A 21,030-nucleotide genomic window follows, 5' to 3' on the forward strand; every position below is an offset into this window, starting at 1 on the left:
TTCGGGCTGGGTGAGGATTGGAACAACTTTCATACCCTTCACCTCATTTACTACACGCCGTGTTGCACCTGGCCTTCGGGCTGGGTGAGGATTGGAACACCTACGCATCAACGCCACCACTGGCAACAGCAACGGTTGCACCTGGCCTTCGGGCTGGGTGAGGATTGGAACATCTATGCCCCATCTAGCTTGCGATTGCTACATCTGGTTGCACCTGGCCTTCGGGCTGGGTGAGGATTGGAACTTTTCGTTTGCCACTTTAGTTAGTTTTGGCGATCGGGTTGCACCTGGCCTTCGGGCTGGGTGAGGATTGGAACCAATCGCCCAATATATACTGTGGCCAGAAGCCAAGGTTGCACCTGGCCTTCGGGCTGGGTGAGGATTGGAACATTGTCACCATGTCGGCGCAGGCATCGCCAACATGTTGCACCTGGCCTTCGGGCTGGGTGAGGATTGGAACGGTGTAATCACCACTGACGAAATTATTGTTAGTTAAAGTTGCACCTGGCCTTCGGGCTGGGTGAGGATTGGAACAGGTTCAGTTTGGTTCTGCCGGGATTGGGAAGCCGATCGCAGGTTGCACCTGGCCTTCGGGCTGGGTGAGGATTGGAACCTATGCAACTCTTCTGATGCTTCATATCTAGCGATGTTGCACCTGGCCTTCGGGCTGGGTGAGGATTGGAACAAGGAATTTTGCTCAAGCTCACCCCGAATCAACATTGTTGCACCTGGCCTTCGGGCTGGGTGAGGATTGGAACTTCTATAACGAATTGAGGCGGTGGGAGCCTCTCAATGTTGCACCTGGCCTTCGGGCTGGGTGAGGATTGGAACATGTGCTGCCCTACTTGCAGTCTGAGGCAACGGCGGTTGCACCTGGCCTTCGGGCTGGGTGAGGATTGGAACTGGACTCAGGCCAACTCATGTTTATTGTGTATATGGTTGCACCTGGCCTTCGGGCTGGGTGAGGATTGGAACCTTTAACTCGCATTAGGGCGATCTCTTGCGAATCGGTTGCACCTGGCCTTCGGGCTGGGTGAGGATTGGAACATTCAAACTGGCCTCTGATCTGTGTAGGTTGGCAGGTTGCACCTGGCCTTCGGGCTGGGTGAGGATTGGAACGCTGATTAGCCATTTGCGACCAGCGGTTTTGTGTCAGGTTGCACCTGGCCTTCGGGCTGGGTGAGGATTGGAACAGGGAAATAACGACATGGCAGTTATTGATATTGAGGTTGCACCTGGCCTTCGGGCTGGGTGAGGATTGGAACTGGTATGACTGGCGGCATCCCACTATGCGCCGATGTTGCACCTGGCCTTCGGGCTGGGTGAGGATTGGAACACTCCATAAACTTTATAGACATATTTCAAAGCAAGGTTGCACCTGGCCTTCGGGCTGGGTGAGGATTGGAACACTGCAACGCGACGCTAATGGAAACAAGCAGCTAGCGTTGCACCTGGCCTTCGGGCTGGGTGAGGATTGGAACGATCTCTGGAACAAGAAGGTTCTTGTATGTTGAAGGTTGCACCTGGCCTTCGGGCTGGGTGAGGATTGGAACGATCGCCAGATCTTGAGAACCAGCCGAAGTCGCGGGTTGCACCTGGCCTTCGGGCTGGGTGAGGATTGGAACGTTTAGGATCTGTTGGGCAAACTGCTGTCTTGTCTGGTTGCACCTGGCCTTCGGGCTGGGTGAGGATTGGAACCCAGAGGTGCGCAATTATGCCTAGTTGTTATTTGTGGTTGCACCTGGCCTTCGGGCTGGGTGAGGATTGGAACTTGTCCCCGAATAAGCTTTAAAATCTAGCGTCTCTAGTTGCACCTGGCCTTCGGGCTGGGTGAGGATTGGAACATTTCGGTCACTGTTTCGAGGACTTGCTGTCGAATGTTGCACCTGGCCTTCGGGCTGGGTGAGGATTGGAACCCTTAGTGATCCAAATACTTGCCACTTTCTGGTGGGTTGCACCTGGCCTTCGGGCTGGGTGAGGATTGGAACAGCCATCCTAAGTCTTGCAAGTGCCTGGGTTTAAGGTTGCACCTGGCCTTCGGGCTGGGTGAGGATTGGAACACTCGCCAGCCGCTTTGCTAATATTATCACCGCCTCAGTTGCACCTGGCCTTCGGGCTGGGTGAGGATTGGAACATCTCCTCCTCCTGGGCTTGATCAGCCTGCGCAGGTTGCACCTGGCCTTCGGGCTGGGTGAGGATTGGAACGCGCTGTGTTTAACGCAAATGTGTTGCGCGATCCAGTTGCACCTGGCCTTCGGGCTGGGTGAGGATTGGAACATCTTTATTGTTGCTGTATGGTGGGTTGCCATATGTTGCACCTGGCCTTCGGGCTGGGTGAGGATTGGAACATGATGAATGCTTTTTCGTGCGCATCTCGCGTTACATTGTTGCACCTGGCCTTCGGGCTGGGTGAGGATTGGAACTGATTGGAGTAGGGCTGTTCTTACGGCCTCGAATGTTGCACCTGGCCTTCGGGCTGGGTGAGGATTGGAACTATTTGATGGTATGCAGGTTTGTCGTTTTTGAATAAGTTGCACCTGGCCTTCGGGCTGGGTGAGGATTGGAACAAAAGAACCAAGGCAGGCCGCCTGTGACCTGCACCGTTGCACCTGGCCTTCGGGCTGGGTGAGGATTGGAACAAGAGATCGGCTTTAGCGAACAAGTCGAGGTGATCGAAAGTTGCACCTGGCCTTCGGGCTGGGTGAGGATTGGAACAGGGCGATATGTTTGCCAGGATCGTGCAAGACGCTGTTGCACCTGGCCTTCGGGCTGGGTGAGGATTGGAACAACCAGGGCATTGCAATCTCAACTATTAGATATTGACGTTGCACCTGGCCTTCGGGCTGGGTGAGGATTGGAACAACTGGGTAGCCGTCAAATGTTTCATAGGTCAACGTTGCACCTGGCCTTCGGGCTGGGTGAGGATTGGAACGACGATATTATTCATTTGTTGACCTCGACCTCTATGTTGCACCTGGCCTTCGGGCTGGGTGAGGATTGGAACTCGATCTCTTAGTGCTAGCCCCGTCTCACCTTCTAGGTTGCACCTGGCCTTCGGGCTGGGTGAGGATTGGAACCCATGTGTTCTTTACCAATGCCAAGACCATCGCAGGTTGCACCTGGCCTTCGGGCTGGGTGAGGATTGGAACAGGCACTCCCAGATTCAACCAACCCGCTGCAACATTGTTGCACCTGGCCTTCGGGCTGGGTGAGGATTGGAACAACTTTCATACCCTTCACCTCATTTACTACACGCCGTGTTGCACCTGGCCTTCGGGCTGGGTGAGGATTGGAACCCAGTAGGGGCGCTCAGTCAATTCAATAAAACCGAGTTGCACCTGGCCTTCGGGCTGGGTGAGGATTGGAACGGGCAGGGATAGCTGTTATAATCAGAGCGTCAACAGTTGCACCTGGCCTTCGGGCTGGGTGAGGATTGGAACAGCCACACAGCCCAGGGTTAGCTCCACTGCGGTCGTTGCACCTGGCCTTCGGGCTGGGTGAGGATTGGAACGATCCCACTTCTTTACGCTAACTGGGATCTATTGTTGTTGCACCTGGCCTTCGGGCTGGGTGAGGATTGGAACCAGGGATATTAACTACAACATCCACCCGCACCGCGTTGCACCTGGCCTTCGGGCTGGGTGAGGATTGGAACAAAGATAAACCTGGCGAGCGTTTTTTTGTGTCTTGGTAGTTGCACCTGGCCTTCGGGCTGGGTGAGGATTGGAACAAGTTTGTCATTTTATTGCTGGCACAATTGTCAAAAGGTTGCACCTGGCCTTCGGGCTGGGTGAGGATTGGAACATCGTTGCCTCTAGCTCAGTTAGTTTGCTCATCGGTTGCACCTGGCCTTCGGGCTGGGTGAGGATTGGAACTGTCTTAACAACCTGGTGAAACACAAAGTTGTTGGTGTTGCACCTGGCCTTCGGGCTGGGTGAGGATTGGAACTTTAACTCTTTTAATTTGTTCTCTCTCCTCTGTGGGGTTGCACCTGGCCTTCGGGCTGGGTGAGGATTGGAACAGCCCTTTCCCTGCCAACAAATTATCTCTGTTGTCAATGTTGCACCTGGCCTTCGGGCTGGGTGAGGATTGGAACTTCTTTTGATTCGATCTGCAAGCCGCGTAAGCCTCGATAGGTTGCACCTGGCCTTCGGGCTGGGTGAGGATTGGAACAGACCCAGCGATCGCATCCGCGCGATTGTCCCAAGTTGCACCTGGCCTTCGGGCTGGGTGAGGATTGGAACATTGCGATTTTTAGATGCTCAATACAGCGCATTTCAGATTAGAGACGCACAGAGATCGGCCTCAAGGAACCAGCCCATAATATCGTCTAGAGAAACCTTGGCAAGAGCGTTAGAAATAGCTTTATGCAAGTCATCATAGTCCCTGGCCGCCCAAGAGCGTAGAAACTGTTTCACCTTTGACCACAGCATCTCAATCGGATTTAGCTCTGGTGAATAAGGCGGTAAGTAAACCAAGTGAGCACCGACGGACTCAATTAACTCTCGCACAGGATCAACCTTATGTACACTGAGGTTATCCATAATCACAATTGCACCAGACCATAGGTTAGGCAGCAATTTATCTTTGAGATAGGACACGAAAGTATCAGTATTATTGCTACCAGTAAAAGTAAAATTAGTCAGCACACCGCGTAATGCCATAGCCCCAATTATAGTAACGTTTTTGCCTCGAGCAAGTGGTTTACTAGCATAGGCTCTCTCACCTAGAGTAGCCCTTGCATACAACCTGGTCATTGCCAGGTTAACGCCTGTCTCATCAATGAATACCAGGTTTTCCATTGCCTGTGGCCAAAGCCAGCGTTGATAATCTGCTCTCAGCTGTTGCACTCGTTCTGTATCCCTTTCATCGGCGTGAAAAGTTTTTTTTTCGAGTTAACTCCTGCCTTTGCAACGTACGGCACATGGTTGGTTCTGATACCCTGATGCCAGTACGTTCATACATTTGCTCACATAACTCCGACAGTGTGGCATCATTTTTAGCGGCTACTAACTTTGCTAACTCAGCCAGAGCAGCTTCATTAAACTTGGCTTTTGCTCCTGCCTTGTATGGAATTGGCTCAACTGAACCAGTAGTGCGATAAAGTTGGAGCAGCTGATGGACACTGTCTTTACTAACGCTGAATCGGGTTGCCAACTCACGGATTGAACCTTCTTTATTTTCGTACGCTGTGACTATGCGCTGACGCAAATCTAGAGAATGGGCTCTCATACTTTTTGATTCTTACTTTACTCCTATCATGTCATATTCTATTGCGGAATCTGCTGTATCAAGCCCAAGAAGTTGCACCTGGCCTTCGGGCTGGGTGAGGATTGGAACTTTATGGCTTCCAGATCGATTGCGATAGGTCTAAGGTTGCACCTGGCCTTCGGGCTGGGTGAGGATTGGAACAGAAATCCTAATGTGGTGCTTAATTCCGAAGTTTTGACGTTGCACCTGGCCTTCGGGCTGGGTGAGGATTGGAACTTTATGGCTTCCAGATCGATTGCGATAGGTCTAAGGTTGCACCTGGCCTTCGGGCTGGGTGAGGATTGGAACCAGCCAATCAGACTTTCTTCGAGAGCTTGTACCCAGTTGCACCTGGCCTTCGGGCTGGGTGAGGATTGGAACAAGTATTGAGGGTGGGATCACGTTAACATTTCGCATGTTGCACCTGGCCTTCGGGCTGGGTGAGGATTGGAACAAGTATTGAGGGTGGGATCACGTTAACATTTCGCATGTTGCACCTGGCCTTCGGGCTGGGTGAGGATTGGAACAGTCTGGGAAACGTCAAAAGTGGCTACACCTCTAAAGTTGCACCTGGCCTTCGGGCTGGGTGAGGATTGGAACCTTTCGAATCGGTTTCTTTCGCTATCAAACGAATAGGGTTGCACCTGGCCTTCGGGCTGGGTGAGGATTGGAACTAATTTACCACTGGCTATCCACTGGTTACCCATCAGAGTTGCACCTGGCCTTCGGGCTGGGTGAGGATTGGAACATCATCAGATACATCGTGGCTACACTTAGGCGATCGCGTTGCACCTGGCCTTCGGGCTGGGTGAGGATTGGAACGGTCTATGTCCATGCAATAGATGGTTTGCTAGACGTTGCACCTGGCCTTCGGGCTGGGTGAGGATTGGAACACCGATTAAAACCGGAAGTGGCCGATTTGATCCGTACTGTTGCACCTGGCCTTCGGGCTGGGTGAGGATTGGAACAGGATCAAATCTCAATACTATCCAGCCTATTTAAGATGTTGCACCTGGCCTTCGGGCTGGGTGAGGATTGGAACAATCCAGGCGGCATGTGTTTCATCAGTGATAATGGGACATTAGAAGACACATTACTTAGCCTAACCTGTGGTAGTTTGCAGCGATCGATGCCATTGTTTCGGCTTAAACAACAATATTTTTGGCATAATCTCATGATTGGCTTTGCCCAGATCTAAAAATCTCAATCTTCATAATCCAGATCCAGATCTACTAAAACAGGCGCTATCATATCCACCATTGAATGAGGCAAAGGTAGGTTATGGATCAGCAAGTTTCCAGGCGATCGCTAGGTAAAGGATTTCTAGGTGGCTTAGGCGTAGGACTATCAACAATCTGGGCATGTCGATCGGCAGGCTTATCAGGCAATCAAGCGATCGCGGCCACAACTGATAAATCCGCAAAAGATAATCAAAAATCTAGTCCCTCTAAAGTCAGTAAATCAATTATCAAGCCACCCATGCTCAGTCCTGGCGATCGGGTGGGGATGGTGGCTCCGGCCAGTGATGCCTATGAACCAGAGGAGATCCAGATTGCCAAGGAAACGATGGAACTATATGGCTTTGAGGTGGTGTTAGCCAAGCACATTGGCGATCGCTATGGTTACCTGGCTGGTAAAGACCGCGATCGGGCTGCTGATATCAACGAAATGTTTGGCCGGGAGGATATTAAAGGTTTGGTGACTTTTTCCGGTGGCTATGGCTGTAGTCGCTTGCTGCCGTTGTTGGACTATGATCTGATCCGCCAAAATCCCAAGGTAATTGTGGGGCATAGCGATATTACCGCCTTATTGATGGGGATTTACGCCCAAACTGGTCTGGTCACTTTTCATGGTTCGTCGGGGTTAACTGGGGTGGGTGAATATGCCCGTAGTCATTTCCGCCGCGCGATCATGAATAAAGCCACGATCGGTGAAGTTGCCAAACCACCCGCCACCAGCGCCAAAACCGTGAAGCGCAATCATCGGCTGGTCACGATTTCGCCTGGTCAGGCCACTGGGCAATTAATCGGCGGTAATCTCACTTTGGTTACTAATTTGGTGGGATCGCCCTATTTCCCCGATCTGAAGGGCAAGATTTTATTCCTGGAAGATGTGGGTGAAGAACCCTATCGAATCGATCGGATGCTGACCCAGTTATGGCTATCGGGCAAGCTGGAGGACGCAGCCGGGATCGCCCTGGGGCATTTTTCTAATTGCTATCCGAAGGAATATCAAGCCAGCTTTTTTAATACTCTCAGTTTGGAAGAAGTGTTGCGCGATCGGTTTGAACCACTGGGCATCCCCACGCTCTATAACTTGATGTTTGGGCATGTGGGCGAAAATGCGGTGTTGCCGCTGGGCACTGAAGCAACTTTGGATGCCACGGCGCAAACTTTGACGATCAATGAAAATGCAGTGATTTAAGCCGCAGGTTGATCATTAATCTATCCTCAGGGATTGGGGCTGGGGGCAGGAACCGAATTATAATTGCTGGCAAATATCTAACATCTCTTTGTTGGCAACTCGTCATTTTTGATTATGCGATCGCTATTCTCCTTATATTTTCGTCTGTTTCGCAGTAGTCGGTTTCGTTGGATTGCGATTTTGGCCAGCCTGGTCTATATTCTCAGTCCGTTTGATCTCTCGCCGGATCTAATGCCGATCTTGGGGCGGGTTGATGATCTGGTGGTGATTGTGTTGATGCTGGCGGGGTTGATTCAGAATTTGTTTATTAAATCGAGTGATGATGAAGATGAAAGCGATCGCGGCGATCTTGGTGGGGACAAAGACGTGGAGACGATCGATGTGGATTCGGTCACTTTGCCTTGAATTTTAATTAGGGACTGATTTGGTATGATTTAGGTATCGATCCTGTAGATATTTAATCGACTGGCTATGCATATCAGATTCGCTGAAGTAGATGAAAAATTCATCAAGTCTCAGATAGAAGACGGTTTCTATACTAATGAAACTGAGCTAGTGCGGGATGCGGTGCGGAAAATGCGGGAAACGCAAGAACGGAAGGCGCAATTTCTAGCTGCGGTTCAGTTAGGGATGGATCAGGCCGATCGTGGTGAAACGGTTGCCTATAGTGATGATTTGATGGATCAGATTGCGCAACGGGCAACGGCAAGGGTAGCAGCAGGCAAGCCAATTAAGAATCCTGAGGCTATTGGGACATCACCTAAATTGGAGATGGATGAATAATGGCCGCATAATAAAAAGCCTCCCGATCGCCACAATAGCAAAAGGGAGGATTAGTTTTATTGAAATCAATAAATAAAGCAATTACAAACGACCACGCAGGTATTGCGCCATTTCGTTGGGTTTGGGGGAGTTTTCCACCGCCGTTTCCTCGGTGATCCGTCCCTCTTCATAGAGCTTATAGAGACTCTGGTTCATCGAAACCATGCCATCAAACGTACTCTTGGGAATGATCGATTCGATCTCATCCACCTCATTACGTTTAATGTAATCGCGGATTGCATCGGTGTTGATCATGATTTCATGCACCGCCGCCCGCTTACCATCAGTAGTCCGCACCAGGGTCTGGGCGATCACCGCCACCATTGTTTCCGCCAACTGATCCCGCATTGGTCCTTGTTGGTCTGGCTCATAGAGGTTCAAAATCCGTTCGATCGTTTTGATCGCGCTGTTGGTGTGCAACGTACCAAACACTAAGTGACCAGTTTGGCCAGCTTTGAGGGCAGTATTCACCGTCTCTCGATCGCGCATTTCCCCAATTAGAATAATGTCGGGATCTTCCCGCAACGAAGCTTTCAGGGCATTGTCAAACTTGACCGTATGAATCCCCACTTCCCGTTGTTTGACCAGCGACTTTTTACTTTTGTGCACAAATTCGATCGGATCTTCGATCGAAATAATATTTTTGGCCATCTCAGCATTGATGAAGTCCACCATTGCCGCCATTGTGGTTGACTTACCAGAACCAGTTGGCCCAGTTACCAGGATCAAGCCACGATGGGTATAGCAAAGCTCCCTGAATACTTCGGGCAAGTTCAACTGATCGAGGGTGAGAATTTTAAGCGGAATAATCCGCATTACCAGGGCTGGTCCGCGCAGCGATTCAAAGATATTAATCCGGCAACGGCAATATTCATATTGAGCCGCTCCGTCATACTCCATTGTTTCTTTGAACTGCTGTACCAGCTTTTCTTCCATCACCTCGTGCATCCAGGCATAGAAGGTTTGCTCGTCCGTCACTGGGTATTGCTCTTGAATCATCATGATGCCGCGCTGGCGGAATCGCACCTGTTCATTTACACCCAGGTGCAAGTCAGAACAACCCTGCTCAAAAGCATCCCTGACTAACTGCTCCAGGGACGGTTGGCCAGGATTGCGATTCACCACCAGAGGAATACTGGGCATCGATGGCGGGGGGCCTGGTGGCGGTGGCTTGAGTGCGCCGCCTGGTTGGGGAATGCGGCTAGCTGTTTGTTGCCTTTGGGTTGCATTATCCAATCTGGTACTGGGATTGGGAACCGAAGTTTTTTGAGATGCTACCTTTCGAGCTTGTTGGTTGGGGACTTGGGCTCTGGGGGGTGGAGTGGGTGCACCACCGCGATCGCCAGGATTCCCAGAAGGTGGCGGCGGTAATGGCGGAATACCAGATTGAGACATAAGGCAGAAACCTCTATCTAAGCAACATTTAGCAATAATAATGGTTGGACGATCCTGAGTGAAGATCGAGAGCAAACCGTTTGATCTCGCTATACTTAATATTTGAAAATATTTAAGATTTAAAAATATTTAAAGATTTCAAAATAATTAAGTATGAGGAAATTAAACATTTGATTGACTTGAGCAAAGCTGGCTTTTCGCCTAAATCCAAGCATCAGCAACAGCGATCGCCGAAGTTACAATCGGTCTAGATCGCCATCGGCACAACCTAGGGAATTTTGATCTATTCTATTAGGTAATATCTATTAATTACCACCCGATAATTACCCATAGACGCTATTTTTAAACTTACCCGCAAAATTAGTTATTCATAGCAATTGGTAGGATAGAAATATACTATCTGTTCCTTGATCTATTATGGTGATCAACTTAGCAATCGATAGTAACTAAAGTTTGCCCAGCTAATCTCAAAATTAATTACCGACCCGAAATTATTTAATTTAAGTGCATGAATATCCTTAGTAGCTTACGATCGCAATCGCGCCAATCGAATCATAAAGCAAAATCATCGGCCAATGGCAAATCTGGTAACTCCAAACCCAGGCCAACCAAAGGAATTGAACTAAAGTCTAAGCGCGAACAGGACTTTATGCGCGAGTCGGCTCGAATTGTGGCAACGGTGCTCAAGGAAATGTATGAGATCGCTGCCCCAGGCGTAACTACGGCGGATTTGGATGCCCATGCTGAAAAAAGAATTAGAGAAATGGGCGCAGTGCCAAGCTTTAAGGGTTACCACAATTTCCCCGCTTCCATTTGCTCCAGCATTAATAATGAAGTTGTGCATGGTATCCCCAATCCCAGAAAAGTAATCAAGCCCGGTGATGTGGTCAAGATCGATACGGGTGCCTATAAAAATGGCTTTCATGGTGATTCTTGCATCACGATTATGATCCCGCCCTATGACGAGAAGGCGGCGCTGCTGGTTAAGGTGGCAGAAGAAGCTTTATATAAAGGGATCGAGCAGGTCAAACCTGGCAATCATTTACTGGATATTGCTGGTGCGATCGAAGATCATGTGAAGGCGAATGGTTTTAGCATTGTGGAAGATTTTACTGGTCATGGTGTGGGACGTAACCTGCACGAAGAACCATCGGTATTTAATTTCCGTACCCATCAGCTCCCCAACGTCAAACTCAGGGCGGGCATGACCCTGGCGATCGAACCGATTGTTAATGCTGGTTCCAAGAATGTACGGATTTTGAGCGATCGCTGGACTGCGGTTACGGTCGATCGGTCTTTATCGGCGCAGTTTGAGCATACGGTGCTGATCACGAATGATGGCTATGAAATCCTCACCGATCGCCATAAGGTCTAATTCTTAAGCACGGCATGATCAAGGATGAAAATGCTGTTATCTCAAATATCAAGCATATGGTCGATTATATATCGATTATATTTGGGTTGATCGTTGAACAGTTAAATCATCCCGCTGCCGTGCAACGCTAAGATCGCGCCGATTGCTTCAAAATTGCTTTTATTTATTGTTCTGGTTGCTCTGGTTTCCAAGTGCTATGAAACGCCAGGGGAACCACCTCTGGTAGTGCTAACCGACAGACTGGTTCTGCATTGTCTAGATGTTGCGCGTCCATTACCCACACTTCGCTTTGGTGGGCTGTTGCATCATAAACAGTGATCAGTAGCCAACCCTGCTCAGGGTTATGGACATCAGGGGCATAGACTGGCTCAGAGACATATTTCCCAGCACCAAAATCAGCTTCGTGCATGGTGGCAGATGCATAGTCAAAACTGCCGATCGCGCCAAAGGTTTCCTTGACCGTATTCACGCCCCGTCGATGTATGGCTAGGTAAACATGGCGATGGGGCTGGCCAACCTGGTGAGGATTGATGCGGGGAAATTCACAGATGCGATCGCTAACCCGTTGCATGGTAAGCATTTTGCCAGTTTCCGGCTGCAATCGCCCTTGCCACAGTTCCCCAACCGCTTTGGTTTGTGGGTTGCCAGTGATCACTTCCTGCAAATATTGATTGGTGGCCAGATCGTCGTAACGCACCAGATCAAACATAATATTGCCATCTCGATCGGTGTAGCCATTGCCGAAATGCCATTGATACCAGGCATCAACCTGACTGCGGCTGACTATTTCCAGGTTATTGCGATCGACCACTAAAATTTGCGTGCCTTGCTGGGGCTGCCAGCGCAAGGATTCGCTATAACTCTTGGTTTTTAATAATACGGGCAACACATCCAAGCGCACTGGCGGAATGCAAAACAATAAATATTTCCCAGCCAACACAAAATCATGGACTGGGCAGATCCCCCGCAGCGGAATTGCTTTGCGCTGGATTATTTTGCCGTGGCGATCGGATTTAAAAATATTCAGCGCCGTAGTGCCCCGGTAGGTGATCCCAAAATTAAAAATCTCACCTGTAACTGGGTCTTGTTTGGGGTGGGCAGAGTAGGGGATATTCGGCAGGGTGGCATCGAGATCATCTGCGCCGATCGTAGCCAGGGTTTTGAGATCGAGCGCATAGGGCGATCCGCCTTCCCACAGAGCCAACAGCCGATCGGGCAAAGCCAAAACCGATGTATTGGCGCAATTTTTCAGGTCTGTGTTTAAAAATCTCTGCCACCAGGGGATCGGTGCAACCATGCCATAGTTGGCAAATAGTAACTTGCCTACCTGTTGCTCGGCCAGGTAGCCCTCTGTTTGCACATAGCGATAGGTGCCCTGCGCCCCGCCACGATCAAAATGCACCGCCAGGATCGCGCCATCACCATCAAACCAATGCCCCACCGGAATACCACCGCGCCCAATCCTACCAGGGCCATTGCGATAGAAAGAACCACGCAGACCTGTAGGGATTTGGCCAGCAATTATTGGTAAAGCTTGACAGGCAAATTCATTGGATGGCTGAGCGATCGCCCCATACCAACCATTAGCCTCTTGAGATGGTGGGCTCGAATGATTTGTAGCGGCTGAACCTACCCGATCGTTAATTTCTGGCTGAGGCATATTGTGCTTGGCTTGAACCCGGTTATGATTACTAACCGAGTTTACATTAATTCACAATCCCCTAACAATAGCTTCAATCTAACCGATCGCCTGAGTATAAATTTTGCTAAAGTTCAATATTGCAATATTGCAGCCAGAGGGACACAATTTTAGCCGTTATCTAAACATTCAGGATATTCAGGTAATTAGTCTATTGTTAGTTAGTTAGCTAGCCTGGGATGGCTTGACCCGATGTTGCTTGAGGATATCACGCACATCACTTAAGAAAGCAACAGCATCAGGATATTGGGCTGATTCCACCAGCAAATGACGACATTCTCTAATCAGATCGTTAATCTGCATTAGTTTTTCTTTCTCTGATTTAGATAAATAAATTGGTTCAGTTTTCATTGATTTGACTCACTCTAGGCATAAACGGCAATCCTAAAATCTAGAAATTGCCAAAATAATTAGCTTGACGATCGCGCCATATAAATTTTGATGGACTTGACTGCGATCGAGATGCGGGAGCGCTGATCTGGATTAACCATATCTCTGTTGTGATGTGACGCAGTAGTAAATTGACAACTTAAACACACATATTGGTACTTATCACCACATCTGCATATCCTATCCCAAACCCTAGCCTTGCGGCCTCGGCATAATCCCTGAGGTTTGATCGCCAGCTTAATTGTGACTTGCTTTTGAGCCCATTAAGATTCAATACTAATCATGGTGGGTTAGGCGATCGATCCCTACTGAACTTTTTTACTTTTTTGAGTTTTTTAACTCTGGTTAAGTTGATGTGATTTGTGCTGGATCGGTTCCGGTTCAGGGGATTGAGGTTAAGCGATCGGTTGATGTTGTAACAGAGCTTTAGATTCAAAGCCTAGCGATCGAGATAAAATAAGGCTGCCTTGATCCCTTGCGCTCCAGGCCAGAATCCGCACTCAGCTAGGCATATTAGCTAGCTTAACCCCAAATTAATTAACCCACCCATAAAATATTTAGACTAATGCAACCAGGAATGGAAGCTAACCGCAGCCAGATTGACCAACCCCAAAGTCTCAGTGCCAACTCAACCCCGAAATCGCAGCGCAAACTCTGGTTAGCCGCGATCAAGCCGCCTATGTATAGCGTAGCGATCATGCCGATTGTGGTAGGTACCGCGATCGCCTTCTATCAAACCCAGCAACTCAACTGGCGTAACTTTCTTACTTTTATGTTTGCGGCAATCCTGGTGCTGGCCTGGGAAAACCTTAGCAATGATGTATTTGATTCAGAGACAGGCATTGACCAGAACAAAGCCCACTCAGTGGTTAACCTCACTGGTAATAAAAATCTGGTGTTTGCGATCGCTAATCTCTTCTTGCTACTGGGAATTAGTGGTGTGGTGGCGATCTCATGGTGGCAACGGGATTTTGTGGTATTGGGCATAGTGGTGCTAACTTGCTTGCTGGGCTATAGCTATCAAGGGCCGCCGTTGCGATTGGGCTATTTGGGCTGGGGTGAACCAATTTGTTTCATTTGCTTTGGCCCCCTGGCGATCATGGCCGCCTATTACAGCCAGACTAATGCTTTTTTGATTAATAGCATTAATTCGTCTGCTCAAAATCTTGCCGCATTGGCAGCAGCGGCGATCATTGTGGGGGTAGGGGTGACGCTGGTGCTGTTTTGCTCTCATTTTCACCAGGTTGAGGATGATATTAAGGCGGGGAAGCGATCGCCAGTGGTGCGATTGGGCAGTAAGCGAGCGGCTCAACTAATTCCCTGGGCTGCGGTTAGCATTTATGCCACGACCATAGTTAGCATGATTAGCGGCTTCTTGCCCCTATGGAGTGGTCTGGTTTTGCTCAGCGCCCCGTTTGCCTGGAAGCTCTCTAGTCTGCTGGGCAAATATCATGATCAACCTGCCATGATCACTGAATCTAAATATGTGGCGGTGCTATTGCAGTTTTCCAGTGGTCTGGGGCTGAGTGTGGGCTTGGTGATCGCGCGATTGCTGAATTAGTGGCTAACTTAAACGCTAAAAAATCTCCCCTGGCAATTTTGCGATCGCTGGGGGAGATGGTTTATTTATTTTTACTTATTTTTTGTTCACATCTGCTGCGATATGCTCAGGCAACGCTGATTAGTAATTTAGCAATCTAGCCTGTGAATTAGGCTTTAGCTAACGATTTAGACTTTACTTTTAGGATTTCAATGTACGGCGCTTGGTCACCATCCGATAGGCATCCACAATGTCGCCCTCTTGCCAGGAGGCAAAGCGATCGATGCCTACGCCACATTCAAAGCCAGAAGCCACTTCTTTAGCATCCTCGCGCATCCGTTTGAGCGAATCCAGGGAGCCGGTGGTAATTACCTCGCCCTTGCGCAGCACTCGCACCTTGCAATTGCGAATTAGCTTGCCCGATTGGACATAACAACCAGCCACCACACCCTTGCCCACGGTGAACAAGGCACGTACTTCGGCCTGACCTAAGTGCTCTTCGACTAGTTCTGGCTCTAGCAGACCTTCCATCGCATCGCGGATGTCTTCCAGCAGCTTGTAGATCACGTCATAATCACGTACATCTACACCGAGATTATCGGCTGCTTGTCTGGCTCCTGTGGCCATGCTGGTGTTAAAGCCAATGATCACCGCATCACTAGCCGCGGCCAGTTCCACATCGTTTTCGGTGATCTCACCGGGCGCTGATAGCAGCACTCGGATTTGGACTTCTTCCTGGGGCAATTGCTCCAGCGAACCTAAGATCGCTTCGACTGAGCCCTGAACATCGGCTTTGAGAATTAGATTTAATTCCTTCAACTCGCCTTCTTGAGCCTGAGCTGAAACCGTGCCCAGGGTAACCCGGCGCGAAGACATGGTTTGTTGCAGGCGGGATTGACGTTGTTGCTCGGCTCGATCTGAGGCAAGCGACCTGGCCTTCTTCTCTTCGAGGTAGACCTGGAACTCATCACCAGCCGCTGGCACTTCATTGAGTCCCAATACTTCAACCGCAAAGGAGGGATCGGCCGCATCGACGCGCTCTCCGCGATCGTCGATCATGGCACGCACCTTACCAAAGACTGAGCCAGCCACAAACACATCACCGACCCGCAGCGTACCGTTTTGGACCAGGAAGGTGGCAACTGGGCCACGGGCTTTATCTAAGTGAGCTTCGATGATCGTACCGCGAGCAGTACGATCGGGATTGGCCTGCAAGTCTTCGATCTCGGCCACCAGCAAAATCATCTCTAGCAAGGTATCGAGGTTACTGCCTTCGATCGCACTGACTGGAACCATGATTGTTTCGCCGCCCCATTCTTCATCAACCAGGCCATATTCAGTTAGCTCCTGTCTGATCCGATCGGGTTGGGCTTCTGGCTTATCGACTTTATTAATCGCCACCACAATTGGTACATTGGCCGCCTTGGCATGGCTGATCGCTTCGATCGTTTGTGGCTGTACGCCGTCATCGGCTGCCACCACCAGGATCGCAATATCAGTCACCCTGGCACCACGGGCACGCATAGCAGTAAAAGCTTCGTGACCAGGGGTATCCAGGAACACCACTTGTTTTACGCCATCTTCATGCTCGACATCAACGTGATAAGCACCAATATGCTGGGTGATCCCACCGGCTTCGCCCTGAGCCACCTTACTTTCGCGGATCGAATCAAGGAGTGTGGTCTTACCGTGGTCAACGTGACCCATGATGGTCACCACTGGCGGACGGCGCACCAGACTTTCAATATCCTCAAGATCGATCATCTCGGTGATCTTACGCGCTGGCGCATCGGTTTCGATTTCCTCGACCTCATAGCCCAATTCTTCAGCTACCATCCTGGCGGTAGGCACATCTAGGGTTTGGTTAATATTTACCATCACCCCCTTCATGAATAGGGTTCTGATCACTTCGGTCTCAGAAACTAACATCTGGTCAGCTAGCTCTTGTACCGTGACGCTATCGCTCAATTCGATCAGTTCTGGTTTCTCAATTTGTTTTTCTGGTTGAGAGCTGCGGCGATCGCGGGCTGGTTTGCGGCTGGGCTTGGCCGGAATTGGTTTATTCTCTGCTCCCGTTGACCTGGCCTGTTTTGGTTTGGGTGGTCTAGCGGTAGGTCTGGCCGTAGATAGATTGCTGGCATCATCAAGATCGCCATTTTCTAGATCGTCATCAATATCATCGATGTCGTCTTCGATCACTTTATAGCGCTTAAGCCGATTGGGCTTTTTCGCGCGTACTTCCGTATCTTCTTCTTCTTCCTCTTCCCGCTTAGTTTTGCCTCGCTTGTTCACCTTGGCAGCAACGCGGCTCAATTTAATTGGGCGTTCTGGCGGCGCAGCTAACTCTAAGCCAGGTGGTTTGGCAGCTATTTCTGCCCCATCTGTCTCTGTTGCCTCATCGTCCTTGGCCACCGGTTTAGCAGTAGGTCGAACCGGAGGCTGCAGAATTTGCTGGGGTTTAGGTTCGGTTGGGGCGGTGATCCCACGCTCAATTAATACCGCATCTTTGACTGGCTTGGGGCGATGGAGTTGGGGACGAGCAGGCTGCTCTCGGTTGTTTTTAGGCGCACTGCCCACACTTATGGTTGTTTTGTCGGGCTCTGCGGACTTGCCAGGTTTAGAGGTTTTGCTGGCCTTCTTGCCTGAGCTAGTTGGGCTGACTGGATTCGCCGAACTAGTCGAACTAGTGGATGATGAACTGTTCCCGGCGATCGCCGCAGTTTGGGCTGGTTGCTCGATCGCCGTACTCCTGGGCACTGGCTTGATCAATTCTGGTTTTTTGGCCAAGGTTGCTTCTGGCTTTTGCTCTGCCTTATTTTGCTCTGCCTTACTAGCGGCATTACTGGCCGTATTGGCAGCAGGGGCTGCTTCTTGGGCTGCCTTGGATTTAGCTTTAGCTGCGGGCGGTTTAGCCAACTCTGGCTGATCATTAGCTGGGGCAATTTCACTAATCTCAACCACTTCGCCAGCGGATTCAGCCGGGCGAGCAGGTGGCTGTTTTAGCTGTGCCGATGAGCTACTGGTTGGCGCTTTGGCGATCGCACCATTGTCAGTGTTCTGGGCAGTACCTTTGGTGTTAGTAGTAGCCTTGCTATTTTTCTTGCTTGGCTTCGTGGCCGCTACCGCAGGTTCCGCTTGCTCTTGTGGTGAAGGTTCTACCACAACTGGACGGGATGGGGCTGGGGGCTCAGCAGCAGTGGGTTTTTGTAGTTGCTTAATCGTGGCGGGACGACTTACCGTGTTGATCAAAATTTCCTGTTTAGATGCTGATGCAGTTGATGATTCTTTGTTGGCAGAACTGACAGGCTCAGCCACTTCGGGCTCTGACTTATCTAATTTAGCTGACTGATCCCGATTTTGAGCAAAGTTGCGGATCCGATCGGCTTCAGCTTCGGTGATCGTACTGCTGTGACTTTTCACCGGAATGCCTAGGCGATCGCATATGCCTAATATTTCTTTGGTCTCTAAATCTAATTCGCGCTTTAGCTCGTAAACTCTAACTCTGCTGATGCTCATGTATTATTCCCGTATTTCCGAATCTACATTTTTCTACATAAAAATGCTCCAATTGACTAAACTTAGACTTAAGGAGCGGTAGGCTGCTGATATCTATTGATCAAGTATTGACCGATCGATATAGACGCAGAACTACCCCAAATGAACTTGATTGAATGTATTTGGCTATAACTATTATTACCTAATCACGATCGCTACCTGAACAGGCCAACCAAATCGATCGATGTGGCTAGCCAGAGAGCCAGATAGTTAGATTAGTGATTTAGCACTATAGCAGTAAGTCTACTAATTATAACCAGCGCTAGGATCTCGGTTAACAGATAGTAACTGATCTGGGATTGGATGCCTGATGATGGATGTGAAATTGATTATGCTAGCTGCCCTAATCCAGGGATTTCTATGAATAAGGCAGTGGATCCACTGCGATCAAAAAGCTAAATGCTAGTTTTTGGCCACAACTAGCCAGATTAGCAGTATACCTAAAGTAGTCAAGCTTATACTTTAAAAGTGACTAATAAAGTAACTAATAATGCTAAGGACAAGGCTGTAGCCTAATCCACACTTTGGGTATAAGTTACTTTACGATACATTAGGTTACATTAAGTTAAACAAGCTAAATAGTGCGCTTCTAATTAGCCCACCCCCTAATCAATAAATATGACCGAAGTACCCGCATCCCGCATTCGTAATTTCTCGATTATTGCCCATATCGACCATGGTAAGTCCACTTTGGCCGATCGCCTGTTGCAGGTGACTGGCACTGTGGCCGATCGGGAAATGAAAGAGCAGTTCCTAGACACCTTAGATCTAGAGCGGGAGCGGGGGATCACGATCAAGCTCCAGGCCGCCCGCATGAACTACACCGCCAAAGACGGTCAGGAATATGTGTTGAATTTGATCGATACACCGGGGCATGTGGATTTTTCCTATGAAGTATCCAGGTCATTGGCAGCCTGCGAGGGAGCCCTGTTGGTAGTAGATGCCTCGCAAGGGGTGGAAGCGCAAACAATGGCTAATGTGTATTTGGCGCTAGAAAATGATCTAGAAATTATTCCTGTACTCAATAAAATCGATCTACCTGGTGCTGAACCCGATCGGGTAGCCGAGGAAATTGAACAGGTAATTGGCCTGGATTGTAGTGAGGCGATCCTGGCTTCTGCCAAAGAAGGAATTGGCGTAAACGAGATCCTCGAAGCGATCGTGGCTCAAGTGCCTCCACCGGCCGATACTACCGAGGAACCGCTGCGGGCGCTGATCTTTGACAGCTATTATGATCCCTATCGCGGTGTGATTGTTTATTTTCGGGTGATGGATGGCAATCTCAAAAAGGGCGATCGGGTCAAATTCATGGCATCGGGTCAAGAATATGACATCGACGAAATAGGTGTGCTTTCACCAGTCCAGATCCAAGTCGATCAGCTCCATGCTGGCGAGGTGGGTTATCTGGCGGCGGCGATCAAAACCGTTGAACATGCCCGCGTGGGTGACACAATTACCCTGGCTAACCACCCGGCAACCAAACCATTGCCAGGATATGTGGAAGCAAAGCCGATGGTATTTTGTGGCATGTTTCCGATCGATGCCGATCAATTTGAAGATCTGCGCGAAGCCCTGGAAAAATTTAAACTCAATGATGCTGCCCTCAATTACGAGCCAGAAACTTCCAGCGCGATGGGGTTTGGCTTCCGCTGTGGCTTTTTGGGCTTGCTGCATATGGAAATTGTGCAGGAGCGCTTAGAACGGGAATATAACCTGAATTTGATTATCACTGCGCCTTCGGTGGTTTATCAAGTTACTACCAACAAGGATGAGGTACTGCTAATTGATAATCCCAGTGAATTGCCGCCACCTATGCTGCGCGAGAAGATCGAAGAGCCCTATGTGCGCTTGGATATGATGACCCCGCAAGAGCATATTGGTGCATTGATGGAGCTGTGCGAGACCCGGCGTGGTGATTTTAAGGATATGAAATATATCACTCAGGATCGCGCTTCTTTAATCTACGAAATCCCGCTGGCGGAAATTGTGACTGATTTTTTCAATCAGATGAAGTCACGCACCAAGGGCTATGCCAGCATGGAATATCACATCATTGGCTATCGCCCCAATGATCTGGTCAAGCTGGATATTTTGGTCAATGAAGAACCGGTGGACTCGCTGGCCTGTATTGTGCACCGTGATAAAGCCTATCAGATGGGGCGTGGTTTGGTGTCCAAGCTCAAGCAGTTAATCCCCCGCCAGCAGTTCAAAATCCCGGTACAAGCGGCGATCGGCTCTAAGGTACTATCCCGCGAGAATATTCCCGCCCTGCGCAAAAATGTGTTGAGTAAGTGCTATGGCGGTGATATTTCCCGTAAGAAAAAGCTGCTAGAGAAGCAGAAAGAGGGCAAGAAGCGGATGAAGGCGATCGGTACGGTGGAAGTACCCCAGGAAGCGTTCATGGCAATCTTGAAGCTAAACCAAGATAGTTAGCCAATTGTTTATCAGGATTAATTGCTATTTTTATTTTTTTTAGTCAAGAGCTTTAATTGAGAGCCAATATTCCATTTCCGAGGCCGTATGTTCGGGCTTAAACCGATTGTCGTACATTTCCACATCACCTACCTGTCCATGCTCATA

Annotated in this window: 12 protein-coding genes and 2 CRISPR repeat arrays (1 of these 14 only partly in view); of the genes, 6 read left to right on the forward strand and 6 right to left on the reverse strand. The window is 49.4% G+C overall.

The features are described from left to right. Window positions 1-4,245: direct repeats of the CRISPR family, unit length 37 nt; unit sequence GTTGCACCTGGCCTTCGGGCTGGGTGAGGATTGGAAC; it begins 1,533 nt to the left of the window's first position. Window positions 4,246-4,277: 32 nt separating this feature from the next. Together PSE7367_RS08695 and PSE7367_RS08700 are read right to left on the reverse strand one after the other, a co-directional pair. Next, on the reverse strand, window positions 4,278-4,850 hold the full coding sequence (locus PSE7367_RS08695) for an IS630 family transposase (protein ID WP_041698386.1): 573 nt from the start codon (window positions 4,848-4,850) through the stop codon (window positions 4,278-4,280). Between the two features lie 16 nt (window positions 4,851-4,866). Continuing rightward, a complete protein-coding gene (locus PSE7367_RS08700; RefSeq protein WP_041698387.1) occupies window positions 4,867-5,232 on the reverse strand; it encodes a helix-turn-helix domain-containing protein in 366 nt (121 codons plus the stop codon). 71 nt (window positions 5,233-5,303) lie between these two features. Next, window positions 5,304-6,292: a CRISPR direct-repeat array (repeat unit 37 nt; unit sequence GTTGCACCTGGCCTTCGGGCTGGGTGAGGATTGGAAC). Window positions 6,293-6,531: 239 nt separating this feature from the next. On the opposite strand from PSE7367_RS08700, the gene PSE7367_RS08705 reads away from it, so the two are divergent. The 3 genes from PSE7367_RS08705 (at window position 6,532) to PSE7367_RS08715 (ending at window position 8,457) form a co-directional block, all read left to right on the forward strand. Beyond that, entirely contained in the window at window positions 6,532-7,674 is a 1,143-nt protein-coding gene (locus tag PSE7367_RS08705; protein ID WP_015164995.1) for a S66 peptidase family protein, read from the forward strand. Between the two features lie 114 nt (window positions 7,675-7,788). Next, window positions 7,789-8,079: a YkvA family protein gene (locus PSE7367_RS08710; RefSeq protein WP_015164996.1), complete on the forward strand. Its 291-nt coding sequence runs from the start codon at window positions 7,789-7,791 to the stop codon at window positions 8,077-8,079. A gap of 66 nt (window positions 8,080-8,145) precedes the next feature. Continuing rightward, on the forward strand, window positions 8,146-8,457 hold the full coding sequence (locus PSE7367_RS08715) for a ribbon-helix-helix domain-containing protein (RefSeq protein WP_015164997.1): 312 nt from the start codon (window positions 8,146-8,148) through the stop codon (window positions 8,455-8,457). Window positions 8,458-8,538: 81 nt separating this feature from the next. Here PSE7367_RS08715 and PSE7367_RS08720 read toward each other — a convergent pair whose 3' ends face one another. Further along, complete coding sequence (locus tag PSE7367_RS08720) at window positions 8,539-9,891, reverse strand: type IV pilus twitching motility protein PilT (RefSeq protein WP_015164998.1); 1,353 nt, start codon at window positions 9,889-9,891, stop codon at window positions 8,539-8,541. Window positions 9,892-10,399: 508 nt separating this feature from the next. On the opposite strand from PSE7367_RS08720, the gene map reads away from it, so the two are divergent. Then, a complete protein-coding gene (gene map / locus PSE7367_RS08725; protein WP_015164999.1) occupies window positions 10,400-11,266 on the forward strand; it encodes a type I methionyl aminopeptidase in 867 nt (288 codons plus the stop codon). Between the two features lie 163 nt (window positions 11,267-11,429). Here the strand turns inward: map and PSE7367_RS08730 are convergent, their stop codons facing one another. Together PSE7367_RS08730 and PSE7367_RS08735 are read right to left on the reverse strand one after the other, a co-directional pair. Beyond that, on the reverse strand, window positions 11,430-12,926 hold the full coding sequence (locus PSE7367_RS08730; protein ID WP_015165000.1) for a carotenoid oxygenase family protein: 1,497 nt from the start codon (window positions 12,924-12,926) through the stop codon (window positions 11,430-11,432). A gap of 204 nt (window positions 12,927-13,130) precedes the next feature. Next, window positions 13,131-13,316: a hypothetical protein gene (locus tag PSE7367_RS08735; protein ID WP_015165001.1), complete on the reverse strand. Its 186-nt coding sequence runs from the start codon at window positions 13,314-13,316 to the stop codon at window positions 13,131-13,133. 604 nt (window positions 13,317-13,920) lie between these two features. Between PSE7367_RS08735 and menA the strand changes: the two genes are divergently transcribed. Continuing rightward, on the forward strand, window positions 13,921-14,916 hold the full coding sequence (menA, locus tag PSE7367_RS08740) for a 2-carboxy-1,4-naphthoquinone phytyltransferase (RefSeq protein WP_015165002.1): 996 nt from the start codon (window positions 13,921-13,923) through the stop codon (window positions 14,914-14,916). Window positions 14,917-15,096: 180 nt separating this feature from the next. Here the strand turns inward: menA and infB are convergent, their stop codons facing one another. After that, the gene (infB, locus tag PSE7367_RS08745; protein WP_015165003.1) at window positions 15,097-18,411 is read right to left on the reverse strand and encodes a translation initiation factor IF-2; all 3,315 of its coding nucleotides are present in this window, start codon (window positions 18,409-18,411) and stop codon (window positions 15,097-15,099) included. Window positions 18,412-19,068: 657 nt separating this feature from the next. Between infB and lepA the strand changes: the two genes are divergently transcribed. Further along, window positions 19,069-20,883, forward strand: coding sequence for a translation elongation factor 4 (gene lepA, locus PSE7367_RS08750; RefSeq protein WP_015165004.1), 1,815 nt, complete (start codon window positions 19,069-19,071; stop codon window positions 20,881-20,883). Window positions 20,884-21,030 lie beyond the last annotated feature (147 nt).

It is taken from the genome of Pseudanabaena sp. PCC 7367, from assembly GCF_000317065.1.
Taxonomy (GTDB): domain Bacteria; phylum Cyanobacteriota; class Cyanobacteriia; order Pseudanabaenales; family Pseudanabaenaceae; genus Thalassoporum; species Thalassoporum mexicanum.